The sequence below is a fragment of the Candidatus Hydrogenedentota bacterium genome (assembly GCA_018005585.1).
GTDB lineage: Bacteria > Hydrogenedentota > Hydrogenedentia > Hydrogenedentales > JAGMZX01 > JAGMZX01.
Map to the genome: position 1 here is coordinate 1 of JAGMZX010000050.1, position 21,053 is coordinate 21,053.

Sequence of the window (21,053 nt, forward strand, 5' to 3'; positions counted from 1 at the left end):
TAGGTGTCGCCCTCGACCGCCACGCACACGACCGGCAGTTCGTTCGTGACGAGCGCGATCGGGCCGTGCTTCATTTCGCCGGCCGCGTAACCCTCGGCGTGGATATAGCTGATTTCCTTCAGCTTGAGCGCGCCTTCGAGCGCGCTCGGGAAGTTGTAGTTGCGGCCGAGATACAGGGCGCTCTGCGCGTCGCGGTATTTCGGCAGGTTCGCCAGGTCGATGATGTGCTGCTTGTTGTCAATGACCCACTGAATCTTGTCGGGGATCGCGCGCAAATGCGCAATCATCTCTTTCGCCTGCTTCTTGCTCATCACGCCGCGTGACTCAGCCATCCAGATGGTGAACAGGGCAAACGCGGTGCACTGCGACGTGTACGCCTTGGTCGACGCGACGCCGATCTCCGGGCCCGCCTGCTGATATACGACGCCGTGCGATTCGCGCGCCACGCTCGAGCCGACGACGTTCACGACCGACGCCACCTTCGCGCCCAGCCGCTTCGCAATGCGGATCGCTTCCAGCGTGTCCGCCGTCTCGCCCGACTGGGACACGGGGATCATGATCGTGTGTTCGGGCACGATGGGATCGCGGTAGCGGTATTCAGAGGCCAGGTCGAGTTCGACGGGCACCTTGGCAAATTTCTCGATAAGGTATTTGCCGACCATGCCCGCGTGCCACGCCGTGCCGCACGCGACGATCACGATCTTCTGGCACGCCTTCAACTCCGCGACGCTGATGTTCATGTCGGGGAGCTTCACCTCTTCGGAGCCTTCCTCGACGCGGCCCCGCAGCGTGTTGCGGATCACGTCCGGCTGCTGGTGGATTTCCTTCAGCATGAAGTGCGGATAACCTTCCTTCTCCGCCGCCGAGTCGTCCCAGTCCACCGTCTTCACTTCGAGTTGCACGGGGTTGCCATGGATGTCCTCGATCTTGTAGCCGTCGCGGCGAATTTCGCAGACCTGACCGTTGTCGATGTACAGCACCTTGCGCGTGTACTTCATGATCGCCGGCACGTCGGACGCAATGTACGCCTCGTCATCGCCGAGTCCCACGATCAGCGGGCTGCCGTGGCGCGCCGCGACCAGCAGGTCCGGGTTGTCCTTGCAGATCACGCCGATCGCATACGCGCCGGTGACGTCCTGCAGCGCGCGCTTGACCGCCACGAACAGGTCGCCCTTGTAGTACTTGCGGACGAGGTGCGCAATGGTCTCGGTGTCGGTCTGGCTGCGGAAATCCACGCCCTCGGCCGTCAGCTGTTCGCGCAATTCCTGGTAGTTCTCGATGATGCCGTTGTGCACCACGGCGATCTCTTTCTGCATGTCGAAGTGCGGGTGCGAATTGACTTCGCTCGGCACCCCATGCGTCGCCCAGCGCGTGTGGCCGATGCCCAGACGGCCGCGCAACGGGTGCTCCTCGAGTTTCTGATCCATGGTCTTGAGCTTGCCCAGCGCCTTGATGCACTCGAGGCCCTTCTCATTCACAACGGCCACGCCCGCCGAGTCGTATCCCCGGTACTCGAGGCGGTGCAGCCCGGCCATGATCACTTCCGTCGGGCTCTTGTCGCCGATATACCCCACGATTCCGCACATGATCCTTTTACTCCTTTTCCTGTTGGTTCGCGAAGGCCGGCCCGGACTGCGCGGGTATGCACATCGCCCTTCGCCAACTACACGTAACCCCGGTCCGCAAGGGAAATCGCGGTCCCGGACGCTGCGCCCTCAGTCAGGGGGACCGCACGGCGCCTGCTGTGTCCGGCAGGACCTTCGCTCCAGGGTAGCCCGCTCGAGGAACCGCATGACAGACGCCCTCAGCGGCGTCTCCTGGCGAGAAAAGACCGCGCCCGAATGGTAACGGCCCGCGGCATGCCTCGGTCTCTTGGTTGAACGAGACTCCACGCCCTCGCTGCTGCAGCCGGATTATAGCCTTTTCACGCAACGACAGACAACTTTCGGAGAAAATCGAGTTTCTACACGGGAATACCGGGTTGGCGCGCCCCCGAGCTTGGTTACCTCCCGGCGTTACTGCGACACCTCGTCGCGGACCGCGCCGAGGTCAGAAACCTTGAGCCCCTGCTCCGGAACCGGCGCCAGGCCGCTTTCGCCGGGAGACGCAGCGGTTACGTGGGCCTCTATGCGGCGGGGAACGGCGCTGGGTTTTCCCGTCGCGTCGCAGAGAAGGCGAACAACGACTTCCCCCTTTCGGGCAAGCGCGTCTTCCAGGTCGACGCTGCATGTACTCAGGCCCTGTTCATCACGGGCAACGCCCGCCTGACGCCCGACGGAGGTAGGCGCCAGCCGGGGCGATTCCCAGCCGGCCGGCAGCGTGACCGTCAGAATGGCGTGTTCGAGCGGCAGGTTCTCCGCCCGCCGGCATGAAACCAGGATGACCGTAAGGCCAGAAGTATCAAAGTGGTACGATGAACAGCGCGCTTCCGCCGTAGCCACGCCCGTGCGCGCTCTCTCGGACACCGATGTACTCTGCGCCGAAGTGCGCGCCGCTTCGCTGACCTGCCTCTCCGGTGTCACCGCGGATACCCCGGCTGCGCTGTCAGACCCGGTGGCAAGCGCATTGTGTCCCTGTTCCGAGAAGCAGGCAAGATGCTGGCCGCTTGCCCCAATTCCCGCCACGCCATGAGCCGCCTCAGCCGCGGCGCCGCTGTCCGCGCTGGCAACGGCGTATTCGGCGCCCCAGCGGGAGTCTGCGCAGACCCCTTCCACTCCCGCTCGCCACGCGAGCGGGCGCACGCTGGACGAAGTGGACCGAGCCGACGATACAAATGTCGAGGACAGGGACGCTACCCCCGCGCCGCTTCCGGTTCGCCGGACCCCCGCTCGCTGAACCTGCCTCCCCGGCTCGCTGACTGTTGCGTGGAGGTCCGCCGCCTGGGCCGCCGCCGTACCGCGCACCCGCGCCGCTGCGCCCTGCACTTTTCCGCCGGAAGATGAATGCGTAACAGAAGGTGCGGACCCGCCAATACGCTCGTGTACGGCAACGGGAATGGTTTCCGTGCCTGTCATGCGCGTGGAAGCGGACGCCTGTGCGGCGGTCCCACAGGCCGCCTGTAACGGGGCTGCCGCCGCGGCCATCCCTTCCAAGGTCTGCGGAGCTTCCGCCTGCTCAGGTCGCAGCCGGCCATCGGTGGTCTGCGGAGCGACCCGCCCCGCGAGCGAAGCGAGGCCATGCGGCTCGCCCATGGCTTGCGGCGCCGCGTCAGAGGGCGTCACCGCCGCCCTGTCCGCCGCACGAACCCGCTCCGGCTGACCGGCCTCGATGCTGACCTGGACCGAACCAATGTATGATGCGGTCCCCGCATCGCCTCTTTGCATGAACGCAAAGGAAACGAAAGCAGCGGTCATCATGCGCGGGAGCGCGCCCCTTGTTGCAGGGCGCGCCCCGTTCCCACGGATGAGCGAATGAACGCGGTGCCCTTTCCCGCAGGGGAAGAACGGCATAATGGGCGCCTATTCCTTGACCTCGATCGAGTACGGCAGCCGTTCCGCGGCCCCCGGGCCATAGCCGTACCAGTACGAATTGTTCATGAAGCTGAAAGTCGGCTGCGGCACGGTCACCGGCGCCAGGCGCGCCTCCGCCTCGGCCTTCCGGATCGCCCAATCGAGCTTGGCACTGTCACGCTGGATCTCGTAATCGAGCATGGCGTTCTTCTCGCGCATGGCGAAATCAAGGTCCGCCTCCCGCACGCGATGCTCAAAAGCCAGGCGAACTTCCAGCCCTTCCATTTCCCGCTCGAAATCTATCTGGTCGTTCTGCAATTGATAGACGCGTTCCATCCGGCGAAGCAGTTCCTGCCGCGGGATGCGGATCAACACCTTCGCCTTCCACAGTTCCTCGTACTTCATCATGTTGAGCACGGGCTCCGGCTGCTGGCCCCATTCGCGTGTCACCCAGGCATCGGCAATCGTGGCCAAGGCCAGAACCGAGTCGCGCAGCAACTGCGCGTTGGAATCATCCCGCCATTCCCCTTCCGATTCCCGTTCCCAGTCGTGCGTGGCGCCCCGGCCGCGGCGAATCAGGTTAGGCCACTCCGCTTCGGTCTCGGTGCTCGAACTCGAGGTAAACTGGTCGCTGCCCACGAATTCTATGGCCAGCGCATCCGCCACGCGCCGCACCGCATCCAGATACGCCTGCTGTACGGCCTCGTATTCGCTCGGCGCCTGTTCTTGCGAGATGCCGATAAAATAGAAATACTCCTCGTGGCTCAGCGCCGGGTCTCCGGCAATATCGCCGGTGGCCCAGGAAGGCACGTGCGGCCCCGGGACTTGGTCACCCAAGGCTTGCTCACTTACCTCGCCAAAATCAATGCGCCGCGTGGTTTCGCATCCCGCGAACACCATTGCGAAGAGAGTTAGAGCTAATAAAATCATTTTCCCCTGTTGCATAGCTTCCGCTCCTTTCTGTGTTGCGCCCCGGATTCCCGGGAAGGTTGTACGATTATTCTCCTGGCCCGACCCGCCCCAATGCGGCCTCCCCAGCCGCAGATCTAACGGTTCCGGGACCTCGCGCGGTCCATCTCACGCGCGTACGTGCCGTGGATAGTCGCGTAATCGTTCGTGCCGAGCATATTCCCCAACCGCGTGACCGCAAGGATGCGCCCGCGCTTCCTGGCCTCCTGGATTGGGTCGTAGGCCCCTCCTTCAGCGCCCGCTATCTGGGATACGAACGTCTCACGGGGCGTGGACCGGCCATCCGGCGGGTACAGTTTTTGCGTCGGCGCGCCGCTTGCATCCTGAAGCCATACTTCGATATCGCGCGGGGATTCCAGGTCGGGCCCAAAGGCCCAAATCTGTCCGGAACCCGTGCGCAGATAGGTTCGCACATGCCCATTGCCCGCGCGTATGTTTTCCGACCGGACACTCAGGTGCGTCACCGTGCGCACCTCCGTATTCGCGCGCACACCGCCCGTGTCAGCACGCGGCACCCCGGTCGTAAAAGGTATGAACTGCACGACCGTAAGCTGTCCCGAAGGCCAGTAAGACGGCAAGCCCTCGCGCAGCCTCGCTTCCTGAGGATTCTCCGGCGCTTCGTTCGGATCGTACGTGACGATGGTGACGACCTTGTCTTGACGAATCCAATCGAGGTAATCGTCCTCGATGATGAACGGCAAGGCCCCGGCGGTCGCAAACGTGGTGCGTTCAAAGGTTTCGACCCAGCCATTGATCACCCGAGGATAGGGGTCGTTCGGATTGTTCACCATGAGTTCCAGCGCCACGACGCGCGACTTCAAGAGATTCAACTCTGCGCGCCACGCCTCAATCTGATCAACCAGGCTGTCCACAAGTTCCTGCGGAAGCAGGCGGTCCCTGGCGATATCGTCCAGACGAAGCCGCTCTTCGTCGCGCGCGGCGATCAGACTCTGCCGGGCTTCCGGCGTCAGCAATTGCGCGGCAGCCGTGGTGTTCTCGCGCAAGCGGCGGTCCGCGTCGTCAATGGCTTCGTACAGGCGCTCCAGCTTGGCGCGCAAGAGCGCAAGTCTGCGATACTCGTAGTTCTCCGGGAGCTTGACCTGCACCCGGTATGCGGCGTTCGCCTCGAGGTCGACCCGGGTCTTGACATGCTCCGCCGGATTCTCCCACGCAATGACGGCCGTAATCGGCGACCCCTGAAGCCGGGTGAAGTCTATCGTCTTGTCCCCGCTCCGCGTCGTCTTTATTCGGTATTTCTGGAACGCTATCGTGGGCGGATTCAACCTCCCCGTTTCGTCAGGGAGAACCATGGGGTCCGCCATGCGCAATTGAATGTATTCTCGCGGCGCGCAACAGCCGTTTGTCAAGAACAAAGCGGCCAGTAACAACGCACAGACAGGCTTGAGTATCCCGTACGCCATGGATTTGGTCCTCCCTCGCTGTTTCCTCGTATAACCACCGCGCGGCGCCGCACCCTGCGGCATCGCCGCCATTGCCTTCCGTCCGCGGCCCCAGCGCCGCCTCGCCCTGTAACCAGGACGCGCAACGCAAGGGCGCCGTCTATTTCGGCGTTTGGGCGTCTTTCGCCGCAACACCCTGCACGTCTTGACCCGCCGCCGGTTGCCCCGGAGCACCGCGCGTTCTCCGGCTCTGAGGCGGCTTGAGCGTTCTCAGTTCCGGTTCAGTTACCAGCTCGCGCCAGTCCTCGAATATCATGCGGCGGAGTTGCGGCCCCGAAGCCGCCTCGACAACTCGCAGGAAGAAACGTAACGCCCACAGAAGCCCCTCATCGTTCTTTGCCTGAATCACCACCCCGCGCAAGCCGACCTGAACACGCCAGGCCGTCGGCGCGCCAAACGATGGACACTCCTTGTCGAAAGGACTGTGTTTTGGCCGCCACACCACCTTGAGCATCGCGTTTCCATGATAGAGGCTGGTCTCGATGACCCGTTCTTCCGGAATCTGTGCGTGCCGGGCCAGGGCAAGGGCGTATTCACGCACAACGCCATCCATTTCCGGGTCTTGCGCCTTGTAGTAGATGTAGGAGTTGCCCCTCGTGCTGAACGTGCAGAAGTCGCGCCCCAGATTGTGGTAAGTGGGTAGAGACGTTACCGCCTCTTTCCATGGTTGCGGACTATCGCTGTTCCATTCGCCCCACGACGCGCCCGCGGCCAATAAAATGAGAAGTCCCGTCACACTCTTCCGCATGCCATACCCCTTCTTCGCAATTGCGCCCCTTCAGACCTCCCGGTCTAACGCGCACTTCCCATCGCAATACTCGTATACAGTTTCCCCTTACTAAACGGGAAGTGCGTGACACTATGACATACGCCGGGCTGTATGTCAACCTCCTTCTGAAATATCCGTAGCCGGCCTGGCGTCCTTACAGGAAAGGCCCGGATTCTGTGCCAGGCGGCACAACTGCGCACCCAGCGCCGCGATGGCCTCGCCCTCGTGCAACCGGGTGCGCCAAGGCGCCGGAATTCCGTTTTCTCCGTAGAATACCCCGGCGATCTGGCCGTAAATTGCGGCGGTTGTATCCGCGTCGTCGCCAAGGTTCGCCGCCATCAGGCACCCTTCGCGGAAATCCGCGCTGTTGTGAAAAGCCCACAACGCCGCCTCGAGGGTCTGCGCCACATAGCCCGTGCCACGGATCTCGGGCGGCTGCTTTTCCTTGAACGAGCCCCGCGTCACGGCATCGATCTCCGGGCATAACCGGTGCTCCTGCCAGTACCCGGGCGCCGGGGCATACCGGTCCGACAGCAGCGCGTCTTTGCTGGCGCCGCTCGCGGCGCCGGCGATCAGGCCGCCGAAATAGCGGCACGCGTCCACCGCGATTACGGAGCCATGCGTCGTACGCGAACTGTCGCCGGACAGCTCAATGGCCTCGGCCGGCGCGTGCGCGAACGCCAGCGGCACGGGCGCGAGGCGCATGAGCGAGCCGTTGCCGGACGCGCGCACGCTCGTGGAACCGCTGTACGGCGCGCCGGTTTCTTCATACCGGCGCAGCGCCATACTGGTCGTCATACCGATGTCAAAGCATCGGCCCGTGCTGCTCAGGTACCCGTCCCGATACCAGCGCACATATCGCCGCATCTGGTCCGCCGGGTCAAAGGCGCGGCATTCGACAAGGCTTTCCGCCAGGCACAGCGCCATCGACGTGTCGTCGGTCCATTGGCCGGGCGCCAATTGGAACGGCCCGCCGCCGGTCATGTCCTCGATCGGCGCAAACGTGCCCGGACGCATGAATTCGAGGGCGGTCCCCACGGCGTCCCCCACGGCCAGCCCCAACAAACAACCGCGATATCGTTCCGTGCGCTCCATGCGTCATGCCCCTTTCTCGCGGAATCCCGGGAACCACGGCGTTCCATCCCGGCACCCTTGTATTTTCGCTCGTGACGAAATACACTGACCATTGAATTCTGCCAAGAGGATACTCTGTCTCGCGGTGGGAGGGAAATGCGTTACATGGGCTTGATGCAACGTTATGGATGAGATTTTCACTATAGGACATTCCAACCACGCGCCGGATGCCTTTCTCGACCTGTTGTCCGCGCACCGCGTATCCGCAATCGCGGATGTGCGGTCGAACCCCGTCAGCCAGTTTGCACCGCACTTCAGCAAGGGCGCATTCGAGACGCTCCTACGCGACGCGGATGTCGAATACCAGTTTCTCGGCAGGGAACTCGGCGCAAGACGGTCCGAGGAAAGCTGCTACGTCGGCGGGCAGGCCAAGTACTCTCTGATCGCGCGGCTGCCCATTTTTCAATCGGGCCTCCAGCGCGTGCTCGCGGGCGCGGAACAGTACCAAGTGGCGCTGTTGTGCGCGGAAGCCGACCCGCTCGCGTGCCACAGGACCATTCTGGTCTGTCGCGAACTGGGCAAGCTGCGCCCGGGTTTGCGCATCACGCATATTCTGCCCGACGGCAACGCGGAATCCCACGAGGAAGCCGGTCAGCGGCTGGTCCAACTGCACGGGCTCGCACACGAGCTGTTCGGCAACCTCGCCACCGAAAACGGATTGCTGGAAGAGGCCTACAACCGGCAGGCGGAGAAGATTGCCTACCGGAGGCCGTTGGAGGAGTTATGAAGCTCTTTTCCATCGGGTTTACAAAGCGGTCCGCCGAGGACTTCTTCACGCGGCTCCAAGAGGCGGGCGTGCGCCGGGTCGTGGACGTGCGCCTCAACAACACGTCGCAGATAGCCGGCTTCGCCAAGTCGCGCGAATTGCAGTATTTCCTGCGGGTCATTGCAGGCATCGACTACGTGCATATGCCGGTATTCTCCCCAACGCAAGACATTCTCGACGCCTACAAGAAGAATAAGGGCTCCTGGGACGCATACGAACGGGAATTCCGCGGTTTGCTGAAGAAACGCCGCATCGCGGACAGCGTTATCCAATCTTTACGGGATGGGGATTGCCTCCTGTGCGGCGAGTACACACCGGAGCATTGTCATCGCCGCCTCGTGGCAGATTACGTGCAGGCGCGCCGGAAGGACGTCGAAATCGTGCATCTGTGAGCATGACCCGCTTCGTTATTCTTGCCAATTCATGGAAGCATCGGGACTGGTGCCTTGCCGGAATCGACCTGGACACCGGCAAGTGGGTGCGACCCGTCACCGAACTCGAGGACGGCCGCGTGCCGAAAACGCGCATGGACCTCGACGGATATTTCCCGGCCCTCCTCGATGTGCTGGAAGTACCGCTGGACGCCACAGGCCCCGATTTCGGCTTCGAGTGCGAGAACAGGACCATCCTGCCGGGAAAATGGCGGCGCGTGACCCGGCTGACGCCGCAGGACGTCCTGAAATATGCGGCGCGGCCGGACGTCGTGCTCCACAACCAGAAGAAGTACATGTCTGTTGGGGAACTGCATCGCAAACCGTTCCACCAACGGACAACGCTGCAACTGGTCAAGACCGATAGCTTTCGCGTGCGCGACGCGCGAAGAGCAGACACCGCCAAACCCAATTGGACCGGCATTATCATGTCGGGGGAGAAGGAACTGGAAGTCAAGATAACCGACCCGGTGTACTCGAACAAACTGAACCGAGGCTGGAAAGCTTGCCGGAAATGCCTGTTGACGATGAGCCTGGGCATGCCCTACAAACCGCCCGAATGGGGCGAGAAGGCCAAGCCCGTCTGCTGGAAGCTCATTGCGGGCATCCTCGAATTGCGCGCGCGGCATTCCATTGCCGCGTTCTTCTCGCGCGCAAAGGCCTTCATCCACGGAACCGGATGATCCGCGTGGAGCGCGCCAAGTCGTGGCGCCCGCCAAGGCCTCGGAGGAACTGGTCGCCGAGGCGATTCGTCTGCTGGCCGAGGCCCCCTCCGCCTGGGACCCGTGCGCGCATTTCTCCACCCATGCTACGATAGGAATCGCAATGAGCCTAACGCATACGGACGAACATGAAGACCGTGTCTTCAATCGGGAACCTTGGAGTGTACGCAGCCCAATGGACGGGCTATGATAGGAAGATTCCTATGCTGACCCGTATAAGACGCCCGAATAAACGCCCGAGTCCGCATCAAGAGACCGGAAGAACAGGCTTTATCACTCCCTCGATACGATATCTCGAGGCGTCTCATGCGGAAAGAAAGCAAGAAACCCGCATCTTATGCGGGTCCATCCGATTCTTTTGAGGTTCTTGCAGTCGCTGGCGCCCGCGCGAGAAAGAACAGGCTGACGCGGAGCCAGAGAGAAGGCAGACAGATGACATGACCAGAAGGCCGATGCGGGTGTACGCGGATACTTCGGTGTTCGGCGGCGTGTTCGATGAGGCGTTCGCGTTTTCAAGCCGTGCGTTCTTTGAGCAAGTGCGCAGGAACCGATTCGAACTCATTTCCTCGGCCTTGGTTGTCGACGAACTCGCGGACGCGCCCGGGAAGGTCCGGGATTTCTTTCGGGAACTTGCGAGCCATGTACATATCCAGGCCATATCGGCTGACGCGGTCCGGCTGCGTGATGCCTATCTGGCGGCTGGCATTGTCGGACCCGCTTCCAGGGACGACGCCCAACACGTGGCCTTGGCGACGGTCCTGGACTGTTGGACGATTGTGAGCTGGAATTTCAGGCACATCGTGCACGCACGCAAGATTCCATTGTACAATGGGGTCAACAGAGGACAGGGTTACAAGGAGATCGCGATCCATACCCCGCAAGAGGTGATTGATTATGAGAACGAAGAAGTTTGACTGCGTCGAGATGAAGCGTAAGGGAGCGCAGAAGGTATATGAGGCCACGAAGGGCATGACAGTTGCGGAAGAGGTCAAGTACTGGCGCAAGCGGACAAGAGAAGCCCGTCGGTGGCTCGCGGCGGGAACTGTCTCCAAACCCCTGTCCAGAACCGCCGGCCGTTAGCCACAAAAACGATGAACGCCTTTGACTGCAGGGAGATGATGCACGAAGGGCAGGAAGAACTTCACAGGAAACTGGATGGCATGACAGCCCAAGAGCGGCGGGAATACTGGCGCAGGCGGACCGAAGACTTGCGGCAGCTTCAGCAGCAGACTCGCATCAAGCAACGCCACGCGCAGGCCCTGGAGGAACTGAACGCGAGTCGCCCAACGGCCACGCCTCGCGAGTGAAGTGCGCGGGATTCGTCTTTGAGCAGATCACGGGACGCGAATTTGCGGCATCATCGGTTCATATGGACGATTGCGGCGGTGTTCATGGCCGCGGCGGCGATTGTGGTCGGCGCGCGCCAGGCCGTGGCGCCCGCCAAAGCCTCGGAGGAACTGATCGCCGAGGCGATTCATCTGCTGGCCGGCGACCCTTCGGCATGGGCGCCGCGGACGCGCTCGTCCATCCGCGCGGCGGCCGTGCTGGTCGAACGCGGCGAAATCCGCACGGCGGAAGGCTATTATGTGCTGGCGCTGCAATACATGCGCGAGCACAACGCCACCGGCGCCGAGGCGCTATTCAAGCGCGCCATAGCCGTGCGCCCGGACTGGAGCTGGCCCTACGTGGGGCTGGGCACGCTCCTCGGCGGCTACATGATGGGCCGCACGCAGGGCGCCATCGCCGCATTGCGCAAGGCCGCCGAACTCGACCCGCAATGGAGCCGGCCGCACGACAGCCTCGCGATCATCCTGCGCCTCGACGGGCGCCTCGAAGAGGCCGAGCAGGAGGCCGTCAAGGCGCTTGAACTCGACCCCGGCAATGTCGCGACGAACACCAACTACGCGAATCTGCTCGTGGCCATGAACCGCTTCGACGAGGCGGAGCAGTACTACGTCAAGGCGATCACCCTCGACCCGGGGCATTCCAAACCGTATTACAACCTCGCGTGCTTGTATAGCTTGCGCGGCGCAACGGCGGACGCGGTCAAGAACCTCGAGGAAGCCATCAAGCGGGCCGGAAGTCTGCGCGTGGAAGCGCGGATAGACCCCGACTTCGACCCCATCCGCGAGAACCCCGCGTTCCGCCGCCTGGTCTATGTTGAGGAATTCCGCCACGAGACGCTGGAAGAAGACGCGGCGCCCTCGACGCTGGACGCCGACGCGCCCCCGCCCGCGGAAGCGGCGGACCTGTGACCCGCGCACTCTTGCGCGCAAGGAGGGACCCATGACGGAACCGACCATTACCTGTCCCCAGTGCCGCTACGAGATCAAGCTTACGGAGTCGCTCGCCGCGCCGCTGCTCGAAGCCACGCGCCAGGAATATGAGAAGCGCCTCGCGAAGAAAGACCTCGACGTGGCCAGACGCGAGGACGGCCTGCGCAAGCGCGAGGAGGCGCTCGAAAAGGCCAGGGAGTCCATTGACAGCCAAGTCGCGGAAAGACTGCGCCAGGAACGGGCCGGGATCGCCGCCGAGGAAGCGAAGAAGGCCCGGCAAGCCCTGAGCACCGACCTCGAAGAAAAAAACCAGGCCATCACCGAACTCCAGGGCGTGCTGAAGCAGCGCGATGAGAAACTCGCCGAAGCGCAAAAGGCCCAGGCGGAGCTCATCCGCGCGAAGCGCGAACTGGACGACGCCCGGCGCGAACTGGAACTCACCGTCGAGAAGCGCGTTCAGGAATCGCTCGACGCCGCGCGCGCACAAGCGCGCAAGGAGGCCGAAGAATCGCTCCGGCTCCGCGTGACCGAAAAGGAACAGACCATCGCCGCGATGCAGAGGCAAATCGAGGAATTGAAGCGGAAGGCCGAGCAGGGCTCGCAGCAGCTCCAGGGCGACGTGCAGGAAGCCGAACTCGAGCAGGTGCTGTCCGCAAAGTTCCCGATGGACACCATCGCGCGGGTGCCGAAGGGCGAATTCGGCGGCGACGTGGTGCATGGCGTCGCGGGGCCGCTCGGGCAGGAGTGCGGCACTATCCTGTGGGAATCAAAGCGCACCAAGAACTGGAGCGACGGCTGGCTGCCCAAACTGCGCGACGACCAGCGCGCGGCCAAGGCGGACATCGCCGCCATCGTCACCCAGGCGCTACCGCGGGAAATCGAGTCCTTCGACCTGAAAGACGGCGTCTGGGTCATCCATCCGCGCGTGCTGCTGCCCGTCGCCGTCGCGCTGCGGCATACGCTCGTCGAAGCGGCCACGGCCCGCCAAGCCAGCGAAGGCCAGCAAACCAAGATGGAACTGGTGTACCAGTACCTGACGGGACCGCGATTCCGCCAACGCGTCCAGGCCATCGCCGAAGCCTTTTCTTCCTTGCAGGAAGACCTTGACAAGGAAAGGCGCGCGATTATGAAGCAATGGGCCAAGCGGGAAGAACAGATCGAACGCGTAATCCAGGCGACCGTCGGCATGTACGGCGACCTGCAGGGCATCGCGGGCAAAACCCTCCAGGAAATTGACGGGCTGAGCCTGCCCGGCCTTGAGGACGGAACGGCGTAAGAAACACGCGTGCAGCCACGGGCCGCCGGGTCGTGGTCACGCAATCCCGGGTTGTACCCGCCCTGACAGTCCCCGCCGCGAAAGGCCTCCACAATACCCCGTATATGCCCTATAATAGGGATTCGAAGGCCAGGGACATGAGCTGTACGGGCGTAATCGTGGCGTTCGGCGCACCGGGCGGGGCCGACCCAGGGGTGTCCACAGGCGACAAAAGAGCTTGACGAGGGGCTGGGATTATGATTTAATACCTACCGTTCGTTAGATTTGGACAGGGTATACCTACCGTTCGTTAAATGACGCGGCACGCATCGAGCGTAAAAGGGAAGGTAAGAAGCTATGGCTAGCGGTGAAGACAAACAGGCAAAAGACGCTGCAATGGAGTTGGCGGAAGCGGCACGGGAAACGGAGTGGCAGTTCCCGAGTTTCACGGCCGAGATGTTCAAGGGCAATTTCCGGTGGGATTTGGTGCATCCCTACCCGGAGCAGGACCCCGAGGACAAGAAGATTGGCGATGAACTGCAGGCCAAGGTGAAGGAAGTCCTCGAGAAGTACGTGGACCCCATTGAAATCGACCGTACGGGCGAATATCCGAAGGCGGCGATCAAGGCCCTGTCGGATTTGGGCATCTTCAGCATGAAGATTTCCAAGGAATACGGCGGTCTGGGACTCTCGCAGATCAACTACGCGCGGATGCTGAGCTTCATCGCGAGTTATTGCCAGAGCACGGTGACGTGGGTGTCGGCCCATCAGTCTATCGGTGTGCCGCAGCCGCTGAAGGACTTCGGCACGCCCGAACAGAAAAAGAAGTTCCTGCCGAAGATTTGCGCGGGCGCCATTTCGGCCTTCGCATTGACCGAACCGGACGTAGGTTCCGACCCGGCGAAGATGGGCACGACGGCCACGCCATCCGAGGATGGTTCGTACTACCTGCTCAATGGCGACAAGTTGTGGACCACGAACGGCCCGGACGCGGACATCATCGTGGTCATGGCGAAGACGCCGCCGAAGATCAAGAACGGCCGGGAAATCCCGCAGATAAGCGCCTTCGTTTTCGAGACGAAAGACGCGAACGGCAACTTCGTGCCGGGCTTTGAAGTCGTGCACCGCTGCAAGTTCATGGGCCTGAAGGGCCTGTCGAACGGACTGCTGCGTTTCAACAACGCGAAGGTGCCCGCGGAGAACATCATTGGCAAGCCGGGCATGGGCCTGAAGATCGCACTGACGACGCTGAACACGGGCCGGCTGGGCGTGCCCGCGGCCGGTGGCGGCGCGTGCAAGAGCTTCCTGGACGACGCGGCATGGTGGGCGGCCGCGCGCGTACAGTGGGGCCAGCCGGTTGGCAAGCATCAAGCGATTTCGAAAAAGATCGCGAACTACGCGGCGACAACCTTCGCCATGCAGGCCATGGTACAACTGACCTGTTCGTTCGCGGACAAGAAGAACGCGGACATCCGCCTCGAGGCGGCCGCCGCCAAGTATTTCTGCACCGAGCAGACCTGGTCCATTTGCGACGACCTGCTCCAGGTCATGGGCGGGCGCGGCTACGAAATGGCGACGTCGCTATACAACCGGGGCGAGAAGCCGTTCACGGTGGAGCGGTCGATGCGCGACATGCGCGTGGGCCGCATCTTCGAGGGCTCGTCTGAGGTCATGCACCTGATCATGGCGCGCGAAGCCATGGACACCCACTTCAAGCTGGCAATGCCGATCATCCAGCCGAAACCCGGTCAGAAGGAAGGCAAAGTCAGCCTGATCCTGAAGGCAATGAAATTCTACGCGGGCTGGTACCCGAAGACATGGATGCCGGCGCAGAAGAATTTCGGCGTGAAGCACCTGAGCGCGTCCAGCCGCGGTCACCTCAAGTTCGCGGCGAAGACCTGCAAGAAGCTGGCGCGGCGCCTGTTTCACACCATGGCGAAGTATGGCCCGAAACTCGAATACGAGCAGGTCATTCTCGGGAATTTCGTCGAGATCGGCGTGGACCTCTTCGTGATGGCGGCAGCCCTCTCCTACGCGGAACACCTGCTGGCCAAGAACCCGAACGACCGGACCCCGGAAGAACTGGCGGACCTGTTCTGCGAGGCTGCGCGCCACCGCATCGCCGTCAACTTCGACGCGGTCAAGCACAACTTCAACCGGAAGTACAAGAAGGTCGCCAACAACCTGATGGACGGGAAGTACCGCTGGCTGATCCAGGACGTGTACAACGAACTGCCGCCGCAGTACCGCGACTACGCAAAGAACGCGCCGAAGTCCGTGGGCGCGGAAGACCTGGCCTCGGCCCGGAAGTAGCAAGCGCAATCCTGGTTACATTTCGCGGGAGGCCTCCTTTGGGAGCGCCTCCCGCTTCTTTTGAGCGAGCCGCGCATGAAACAGGCGAGAGGAGGGGGGCGGTCAACCTGCGGCGCGCGCCGGGTCATTACGCGCCGGCGGCGCGCCAGCGCTCGAGCAGGTCATTGAGCAGTTGGGCGAACGGGATTTCGGGCGTCCAGCCGGTGTCGCGGGTGAGCTTCTCGTGGCTGCCGCAGATTTCGGGCACATCGACGCGACGGATGCGCGCCGGGTCGGACTCGATGGTGATGGGCACGGCGACGCGGGCGCACAGGGCCTCCAGCGCCGCACGAATACTCTGGGCCTTGCCGGAACATACGTTATAGGCGGCGCCGCTCTCGCCGCGCAGCGCGAGCAATTCGTAGGCGCGCACGACGTCGTTCACGTGCAGGAAGTCCCGCTTTGTTTCGAGATTGCCGACGCGCACACGCGGCGGCGCCAGTTCGGCCTCGATCTCCGCGATTTGCCGCGCGAACGCCGGCAAAACAAAGCGCGGGTCCTGGCCCGGCCCCGAGTGATTGAACGGCCGCACCCGCACGACATCCATGCCAAGCGCCGTGGAACAGTACGCGCAGTAGTGATCGGCGGCGGCCTTCGAGACGGCGTAAGGATCGTTGGGGCTCAGGGGATGCTCTTCGGTAACGGGCAGCGACCGGGGCACCCCGTAGGCGCCGGCGCTCCCGATATACACGAGGCGAGCCTTGGGGGCCAATTCACGCAACGCGTCGGTCAGGTGGATCACGCCTGCGAGGTTCACGTGAAACGTGGTGACGGGCTGCTGCGCGGCCTCCGGCAAATGCGCGACGGCGGCCAGATGAAAAACGTGCGTGAGATTGCCCGCCTGCTTGAGGGCCGCGCGCACTTGCTCGGGCCGCGTGATATCGCAGGCGACCGCGCCGGGCAGGCCCCGCAAGGCGGCACAGACCACATCCCAGTTCCGGCGCCGCAAGTAAGCGGTAAGCGCCCGGCCCACAAAGCCCTCAGCTCCGGTTATCAGGGCGCGCAACGTCATATGCGGGGCCTTTGGTTGCGCACCTGGTCCTCGACGCGGACCAGGTCAGCGTCGACCATCATACGGATCAACTGCTCGAAGGACACTTCCGGCCGCCAGCCGAGCCGGGCCTTGGCCTTGCTGCAATCGCCGAGCAGGGTGTGCACCTCCGCGGGACGGCAGAACTGGGGGTCGACCTTGACAAACTGCTGATAGTCCAGGCCCACGTGCGCGAAAGCCGTCTCGCACATGTCACGCACGCTGTGGCTGCGTTCGCTCGCGACCACGTAGTCATCGGGCGCGTCCTGTTGCAGCATCATCCACATGGCGCGCACGTAATCGCCCGCATAACCCCAGTCGCGTTTTGCGTCGAGGTTGCCGAGCCGCAGTTCATCGCGCAGCCCGAACTTGATCCGCGCCACGCCGTCCGTAACCTTGCGAGTGACGAATTCGAGGCCCCGGCGCGGCGATTCGTGGTTGAACAGAATGCCGGACACGGCGAAAAGGGCGTAGCTCTCGCGATAATTGACGGTGATCCAGTGGCCGTAAACCTTGGCGACGCCGTAGGGACTGCGCGGATAGAAGGGGGTGTTTTCGGTCTGCGGCGTCTCGCGCACGTGGCCGAACATTTCGCTCGACGAGGCCTGGTAAAACCGGATGGACTTGTCCACGATCCGGATGGCCTCGAGCAGACGCGTGACGCCGATGGCGGTGACGTCGCCGGTCAGAATCGGTTGTTTCCAGGATGTGGGCACGAACGACTGTGCAGCGAGATTGTAGACTTCGTTCGGGCGCGTATCGCCTATGGCCTCGATACACGACACCTGGTCGGTCAGGTCGGCCTGGATTAGATGAATCCGGTCCTTGATATGCGCGATGCGCTCGAAGGTTTCCGTGCTGGCGCGCCGCACCATCCCGTAGACCTCGTATCCCTTCTCGAGCAGGAACTCGGCAAGATACGAGCCATCCTGGCCCGTGATGCCGGTGATCAACGCGCGCCGCTGCGCCTGGGTTGCCATGTGCTGCTCATTTCCTTGCCTGTTGTTCCCGATACCATTGCACGAACCGGGCGATGCCCGTGTCCATCTCGAAACGCGGATTATAGCCCAGAAGCCTGCGCGCGTGCGTAATATCCGCATACGTGACGGGCACATCGCCGGGCTGCGGCGGCCGCGGCTCGATGTGCGCGCGCTTGCCCGCGTGTTTCTCGATCAGCGCGATCAGGTCGCGCAGACTCGTCGTCCGGCTCTCGCCCAAATTGAAGATCTCATAACGAAACGGCGTGTCCACGCAACGCAGCAGCCCGTCTATAATGTCGTCGACGTACGTGTAATCCCGCTGCGAAGTCCCGTCGCCGAACATGGGGACGGGCGCGCCCTCGAGAATACACCGCGTGAACTGATGGATCGCCATGTCCGGGCGCTGGCGCGGCCCATAGACGGTGAAGAAGCGCAGCATCGTGACGTGCAGGCCGTAGAGATGGCTGTACACATGCGCCTGAAGCTCGTTCATGCGCTTGGTCGCCGCGTAGGGGCTGATCGGCCGCGCGACCGGGTCGGTCTCGCGGAAGGGGACGTCCGCGCTGCCGCCATAGACCGACGAACTCGACGCGAAAACCAGGTGCGACACGGGATAGCGCCGGCAGGCGTCGAGGACGTGCTGGCCGCCGATGACATTCACGCGATGATACAGATTCGGGTCCTGAATCGAGGGCCGCACCCCGGCGCGCGCCGCCAGATGCACGACCACGTCCGGCCGTTCCCGCGCGAACAGGCGCAGCAGAGCCGCCTCGTCGCAGATGTCGTGTTCCTGCAGCGTGAACCGGCTGGACGCCAACGCGGCGGCGATATTGCGCCGCTTGACGGCCGGGTCATAGTAATCGTTGAAGTCGTCCACGCCAAGTACGGCATCCCCGCGGGCTAACAAGGCCTCGCACAAGTGGGAGCCGATAAACCCGGCCGCGCCGGTAACGAGAATGCGTTTCATCACACTCATCCCCGAGAGTACTTGAATGGCAGTCAGGGGCGATCCGCAGTCTAGTGCGCACGGGCGAAAAAGACCACCGGCCGCCGCGCCTGTGCGGCGCTACACGCCCAGGATGCCGCCGCGCGTCGAGCTGAGCCGGATACCCTGGAGCATCATCTGCAGTTCCTCGGGGTTATCCGAGGCCTCGAGCGCCGTATCGAGCGAAATCAGGTTGCGCCGGACCAGGTCGTGCAGGCTGTCGTTAAAGGTCTGCATGCCCGCTTCGCGACCCTGCTGGATGGCGAGCGTGATCTGGGCAACGCGGTTCTCCTTGATCAGCTTGCGCACCGCCGGCGTGTTGAACATGACCTCGCAGATGGGCACGCGGCCAACGCCGTCCTTCCGGGGCAGCAGGCGCATGCACATCATGGCGCGCAGGTTGATGGAAAGCTGCGAGCGCACCTGGTCGTGCTGGGTCGAGGGAAACAAGTCGATGATGCGGTCCACCGTCTGCATCGCGTTGGTCGTGTGGAGCGTGCTGAACACGAGATGCCCCGTCTCGGACGCGCTGATCGCGGCTTGAAACGTCTCGATGTCGCGCATTTCGCCGATCAGAATCACGTCCGGGTCCTGCCGCATCACGGAACGCAGCGCAGTCGAGAAATCCTGCGTGTCGATGGTGATCTCGCGCTGGTTGATGACCGCCATACGGTCGTAGTGGATATATTCAATCGGGTCTTCGATGGTGACGACGTGGCAACGCCTGCGGTCGTTGATGTAGTCGACAATCGAGGCGAGCGTCGTGGATTTGCCGCTGCCGGTCGTGCCGGTAATCAGGATGAGACCGCGCTGCATCTTCGCGAAGCTCTCGACCGAGACCGGCAGATTCAGTTGCTCGAAATTCAGGATTTTCGTCTTGATCCGGCGCATCACGATCGATACGCTGCCGCGCTGCCGGAACACGTTGACACGGAAGCGCCCAACGCCTTTCTCGGTGAAGGACAAGTCGATTTCGCCCCGTTTCGCGAAGAATGCCTTCTGATCCGCCGAGAGCAGTTCGTCCAGAATCGCATCGACATGCTCGCGATGGAGCGGCTCGCCTTCCTGGGCCGCAAGCAGGCCGTCAACCCGGAAATAGGCGGGGCTGCCGGTCTTGAGATGGATGTCGGACGCGTCTTTCTGGACCGCCCGCTGCAAGAGTTTCGTAAACTGCTGATTCACTTTGCCCTCTTCTTCATCCGTTTTCGCAGAAACGCGGGGATGCTGAAGTCTTCATCCGAGTCTTGCTCCGCGACGCCGGAAAACTGCGGCTCCCGTTCCATCGTCCGTTCTTCCGGAAACAGGAACTGCTCCTCCGGCTCTGCGATGACCAGTTGGGGCGCGGGTTTCACCGGTTCCGGCTTCGGCGCCGGTTTCGGCGCGGACGCGGCCACCTCGACGGGACGCGGCCGGGCGCTTGCCTCGCCGGGAGCTTGCTCGCCGGCTGCGGGGCTGGGGAACCCCGCGGCGATCACCGTAACCTGGAGTTCCGGGTGTTCGACGTCGTCAACCACGACGCCGACAATAATGTTCGCGTTCGGGTCGGCGGCTTCCTTGACCGTATTCACGGCTTCCTCAACCTCGCGCATCCGCATGTCGCAGCCGCCGCGCACGTTTACGAGCACGCCTTTGGCGCCGTTGATCGTCGATTGTTCGAGCAAGGGGCTGACGATGGCCTCTTCGGCCGCGCGGATGGCGCGCCCGTCGCCCTCGGCCACGCCGATGCCCATAAGCGCGCGGCCCTTGGCCTGCATAATCGTGCGCACGTCGTTGAAGTCCGCATTGACCAGGCCCGTGACGGTGATCAGTTCGGTGACCGCGCGCACGCCGTTGTGCAGCACTTCGTCCGCGCGCCGGAACGCGTCCAGCAGCGAGATGTTGTCGCGGCAGAGGTCGGCCACGCGGTCGTTTGGCACTACGATCAGGGAATCGACGTGCTCCTCGAGGTCGCGCAGGCCCGCGAGCGCGTTGTTCATGCGCTCGCGGTTCTCGAATCCGAACGGAAGGGTGACGATCGCCACGGTCAGCGCGCCCGCGTCCGCGGCTTCTTCCGCGACAATGGGGCTCGCGCCGGTTCCCGTGCCGCCGCCCAGGCCGATCGTCAGAAAGACCATGTCGGCGCCGCGGATGACTTCGCGTATCCGTTCCCGATCCTCTTCCGCCGCCCGCTTGCCGATGTCCGGAATAGCGCCGGAACCGAGGCCGTTCGTGATTTGCGCGCCCACCTGGAGGCGCGTGCCCGCGCGGGACTGCTTGAGCGCCTGGGCGTCGGTGTTGATCGCGATGAATTCAACGTCCGACAGCCCGGCGTCGATCATGCGGTTCACGGCGTTGCCGCCGCCCCCGCCAATGCCGCAGACCTTGATGACCGCGCGCTGATCGAAAGACTGGAACTCGTCCGCTGTGCCTATGGTCTTGCTCATGGTTTCCCTCTTCACGTCCGCCCGCGAACCGGCTGGACCGTCGGGGATGCGC

19 protein-coding genes are annotated in these 21,053 nt (G+C 63.1%); 8 read left to right on the forward strand and 11 right to left on the reverse strand.

All coding sequences use genetic code 11. The annotated features are described in order from the left end of the window. The 6 genes from glmS to KA184_10415 form a co-directional block, all read right to left on the reverse strand. Nucleotides 1-1,586 (reverse strand): glutamine--fructose-6-phosphate transaminase (isomerizing) (gene glmS, locus KA184_10390; GenBank protein ID MBP8129972.1); only part of this gene is annotated, 1,586 nt, incomplete at its 3' end. 429 nt (nt 1,587-2,015) lie between these two features. Then, nucleotides 2,016-2,714, reverse strand: a complete 699-nt coding sequence (locus KA184_10395) for a hypothetical protein (GenBank protein ID MBP8129973.1) — start codon at nt 2,712-2,714, stop codon at nt 2,016-2,018. A gap of 744 nt (nt 2,715-3,458) precedes the next feature. Further along, nucleotides 3,459-4,286, reverse strand: coding sequence for a hypothetical protein (locus KA184_10400; protein ID MBP8129974.1), 828 nt, complete (start codon nt 4,284-4,286; stop codon nt 3,459-3,461). 209 nt (nt 4,287-4,495) lie between these two features. Then, nucleotides 4,496-5,839, reverse strand: coding sequence for a hypothetical protein (locus tag KA184_10405; protein ID MBP8129975.1), 1,344 nt, complete (start codon nt 5,837-5,839; stop codon nt 4,496-4,498). 139 nt (nt 5,840-5,978) lie between these two features. Then, entirely contained in the window at nt 5,979-6,626 is a 648-nt protein-coding gene (locus KA184_10410; protein MBP8129976.1) for a hypothetical protein, read from the reverse strand. A 135-nt stretch (nt 6,627-6,761) separates the two neighbouring features. Continuing rightward, on the reverse strand, nt 6,762-7,742 hold the full coding sequence (locus tag KA184_10415; protein ID MBP8129977.1) for an ADP-ribosylglycohydrolase family protein: 981 nt from the start codon (nt 7,740-7,742) through the stop codon (nt 6,762-6,764). A gap of 163 nt (nt 7,743-7,905) precedes the next feature. On the opposite strand from KA184_10415, the gene KA184_10420 reads away from it, so the two are divergent. The 8 genes from KA184_10420 (at nt 7,906) to KA184_10455 (ending at nt 15,544) form a co-directional block, all read left to right on the forward strand. Further along, nucleotides 7,906-8,508: a DUF488 domain-containing protein gene (locus KA184_10420; GenBank protein ID MBP8129978.1), complete on the forward strand. Its 603-nt coding sequence runs from the start codon at nt 7,906-7,908 to the stop codon at nt 8,506-8,508. Next, the gene (locus KA184_10425) at nt 8,505-8,939 is read left to right on the forward strand and encodes a DUF488 domain-containing protein (protein MBP8129979.1); all 435 of its coding nucleotides are present in this window, start codon (nt 8,505-8,507) and stop codon (nt 8,937-8,939) included. Before KA184_10420 ends, KA184_10425 begins: the two co-directional genes overlap by 4 nt. Next, on the forward strand, nt 8,936-9,661 hold the full coding sequence (locus KA184_10430) for a hypothetical protein (GenBank protein ID MBP8129980.1): 726 nt from the start codon (nt 8,936-8,938) through the stop codon (nt 9,659-9,661). Before KA184_10425 ends, KA184_10430 begins: the two co-directional genes overlap by 4 nt. Nucleotides 9,662-10,152: 491 nt before the next feature. Then, the gene (locus KA184_10435; GenBank protein ID MBP8129981.1) at nt 10,153-10,614 is read left to right on the forward strand and encodes a hypothetical protein; all 462 of its coding nucleotides are present in this window, start codon (nt 10,153-10,155) and stop codon (nt 10,612-10,614) included. A gap of 246 nt (nt 10,615-10,860) precedes the next feature. After that, nucleotides 10,861-11,007, forward strand: a complete 147-nt coding sequence (locus tag KA184_10440) for a hypothetical protein (GenBank protein ID MBP8129982.1) — start codon at nt 10,861-10,863, stop codon at nt 11,005-11,007. Nucleotides 11,008-11,025: 18 nt separating this feature from the next. Further along, nucleotides 11,026-11,955 carry a tetratricopeptide repeat protein gene (locus KA184_10445; GenBank protein ID MBP8129983.1) on the forward strand — a complete coding sequence of 310 codons (930 nt, stop codon included), beginning with the start codon at nt 11,026-11,028 and terminating at the stop codon, nt 11,953-11,955. A gap of 31 nt (nt 11,956-11,986) precedes the next feature. After that, a complete protein-coding gene (locus KA184_10450) occupies nt 11,987-13,252 on the forward strand; it encodes a DUF2130 domain-containing protein (GenBank protein ID MBP8129984.1) in 1,266 nt (421 codons plus the stop codon). A gap of 336 nt (nt 13,253-13,588) precedes the next feature. Further along, nucleotides 13,589-15,544, forward strand: coding sequence for an acyl-CoA dehydrogenase family protein (locus KA184_10455; GenBank protein ID MBP8129985.1), 1,956 nt, complete (start codon nt 13,589-13,591; stop codon nt 15,542-15,544). A gap of 127 nt (nt 15,545-15,671) precedes the next feature. Here the strand turns inward: KA184_10455 and KA184_10460 are convergent, their stop codons facing one another. The 5 genes from KA184_10460 to ftsZ form a co-directional block, all read right to left on the reverse strand. Next, nucleotides 15,672-16,595: a GDP-mannose 4,6-dehydratase gene (locus KA184_10460; GenBank protein ID MBP8129986.1), complete on the reverse strand. Its 924-nt coding sequence runs from the start codon at nt 16,593-16,595 to the stop codon at nt 15,672-15,674. Next, nucleotides 16,592-17,593 (reverse strand): GDP-mannose 4,6-dehydratase, encoded by a 1,002-nt coding sequence (gene gmd, locus KA184_10465; GenBank protein MBP8129987.1) that lies wholly within the window; start codon nt 17,591-17,593, stop codon nt 16,592-16,594. Before gmd ends, KA184_10460 begins: the two co-directional genes overlap by 4 nt. A gap of 7 nt (nt 17,594-17,600) precedes the next feature. Then, nucleotides 17,601-18,560: a GDP-mannose 4,6-dehydratase gene (locus KA184_10470; GenBank protein ID MBP8129988.1), complete on the reverse strand. Its 960-nt coding sequence runs from the start codon at nt 18,558-18,560 to the stop codon at nt 17,601-17,603. Between the two features lie 99 nt (nt 18,561-18,659). After that, on the reverse strand, nt 18,660-19,760 hold the full coding sequence (locus tag KA184_10475; protein ID MBP8129989.1) for a type IV pilus twitching motility protein PilT: 1,101 nt from the start codon (nt 19,758-19,760) through the stop codon (nt 18,660-18,662). Beyond that, a complete protein-coding gene (gene ftsZ / locus KA184_10480; protein MBP8129990.1) occupies nt 19,757-21,001 on the reverse strand; it encodes a cell division protein FtsZ in 1,245 nt (414 codons plus the stop codon). Before ftsZ ends, KA184_10475 begins: the two co-directional genes overlap by 4 nt. Nucleotides 21,002-21,053 lie beyond the last annotated feature (52 nt).

What these genes read in the sequence shown, in the direction of transcription:
- KA184_10405 (MBP8129975.1), bottom strand. Translation starts at nt 5,839, where the DNA reads ATGGCGTACGGGATACTCAAGCCTGTCTGTGCGTTGTTACTGGCCGCT.
- KA184_10410 (MBP8129976.1), bottom strand. Translation starts at nt 6,626, where the DNA reads ATGCGGAAGAGTGTGACGGGACTTCTCATTTTATTGGCCGCGGGCGCG.
- KA184_10415 (MBP8129977.1), bottom strand. Translation starts at nt 7,742, where the DNA reads ATGGAGCGCACGGAACGATATCGCGGTTGTTTGTTGGGGCTGGCCGTG.
- KA184_10420 (MBP8129978.1), top strand. Translation starts at nt 7,906, where the DNA reads ATGGATGAGATTTTCACTATAGGACATTCCAACCACGCGCCGGATGCC.
- KA184_10425 (MBP8129979.1), top strand. Translation starts at nt 8,505, where the DNA reads ATGAAGCTCTTTTCCATCGGGTTTACAAAGCGGTCCGCCGAGGACTTC.
- KA184_10435 (MBP8129981.1), top strand. Translation starts at nt 10,153, where the DNA reads ATGCGGGTGTACGCGGATACTTCGGTGTTCGGCGGCGTGTTCGATGAG.
- KA184_10440 (MBP8129982.1), top strand. Translation starts at nt 10,861, where the DNA reads ATGACAGCCCAAGAGCGGCGGGAATACTGGCGCAGGCGGACCGAAGAC.
- KA184_10450 (MBP8129984.1), top strand. Translation starts at nt 11,987, where the DNA reads ATGACGGAACCGACCATTACCTGTCCCCAGTGCCGCTACGAGATCAAG.
- KA184_10455 (MBP8129985.1), top strand. Translation starts at nt 13,589, where the DNA reads ATGGCTAGCGGTGAAGACAAACAGGCAAAAGACGCTGCAATGGAGTTG.
- KA184_10460 (MBP8129986.1), bottom strand. Translation starts at nt 16,595, where the DNA reads ATGACGTTGCGCGCCCTGATAACCGGAGCTGAGGGCTTTGTGGGCCGG.
- gmd (MBP8129987.1), bottom strand. Translation starts at nt 17,593, where the DNA reads ATGGCAACCCAGGCGCAGCGGCGCGCGTTGATCACCGGCATCACGGGC.
- KA184_10470 (MBP8129988.1), bottom strand. Translation starts at nt 18,560, where the DNA reads ATGAAACGCATTCTCGTTACCGGCGCGGCCGGGTTTATCGGCTCCCAC.
- ftsZ (MBP8129990.1), bottom strand. Translation starts at nt 21,001, where the DNA reads ATGAGCAAGACCATAGGCACAGCGGACGAGTTCCAGTCTTTCGATCAG.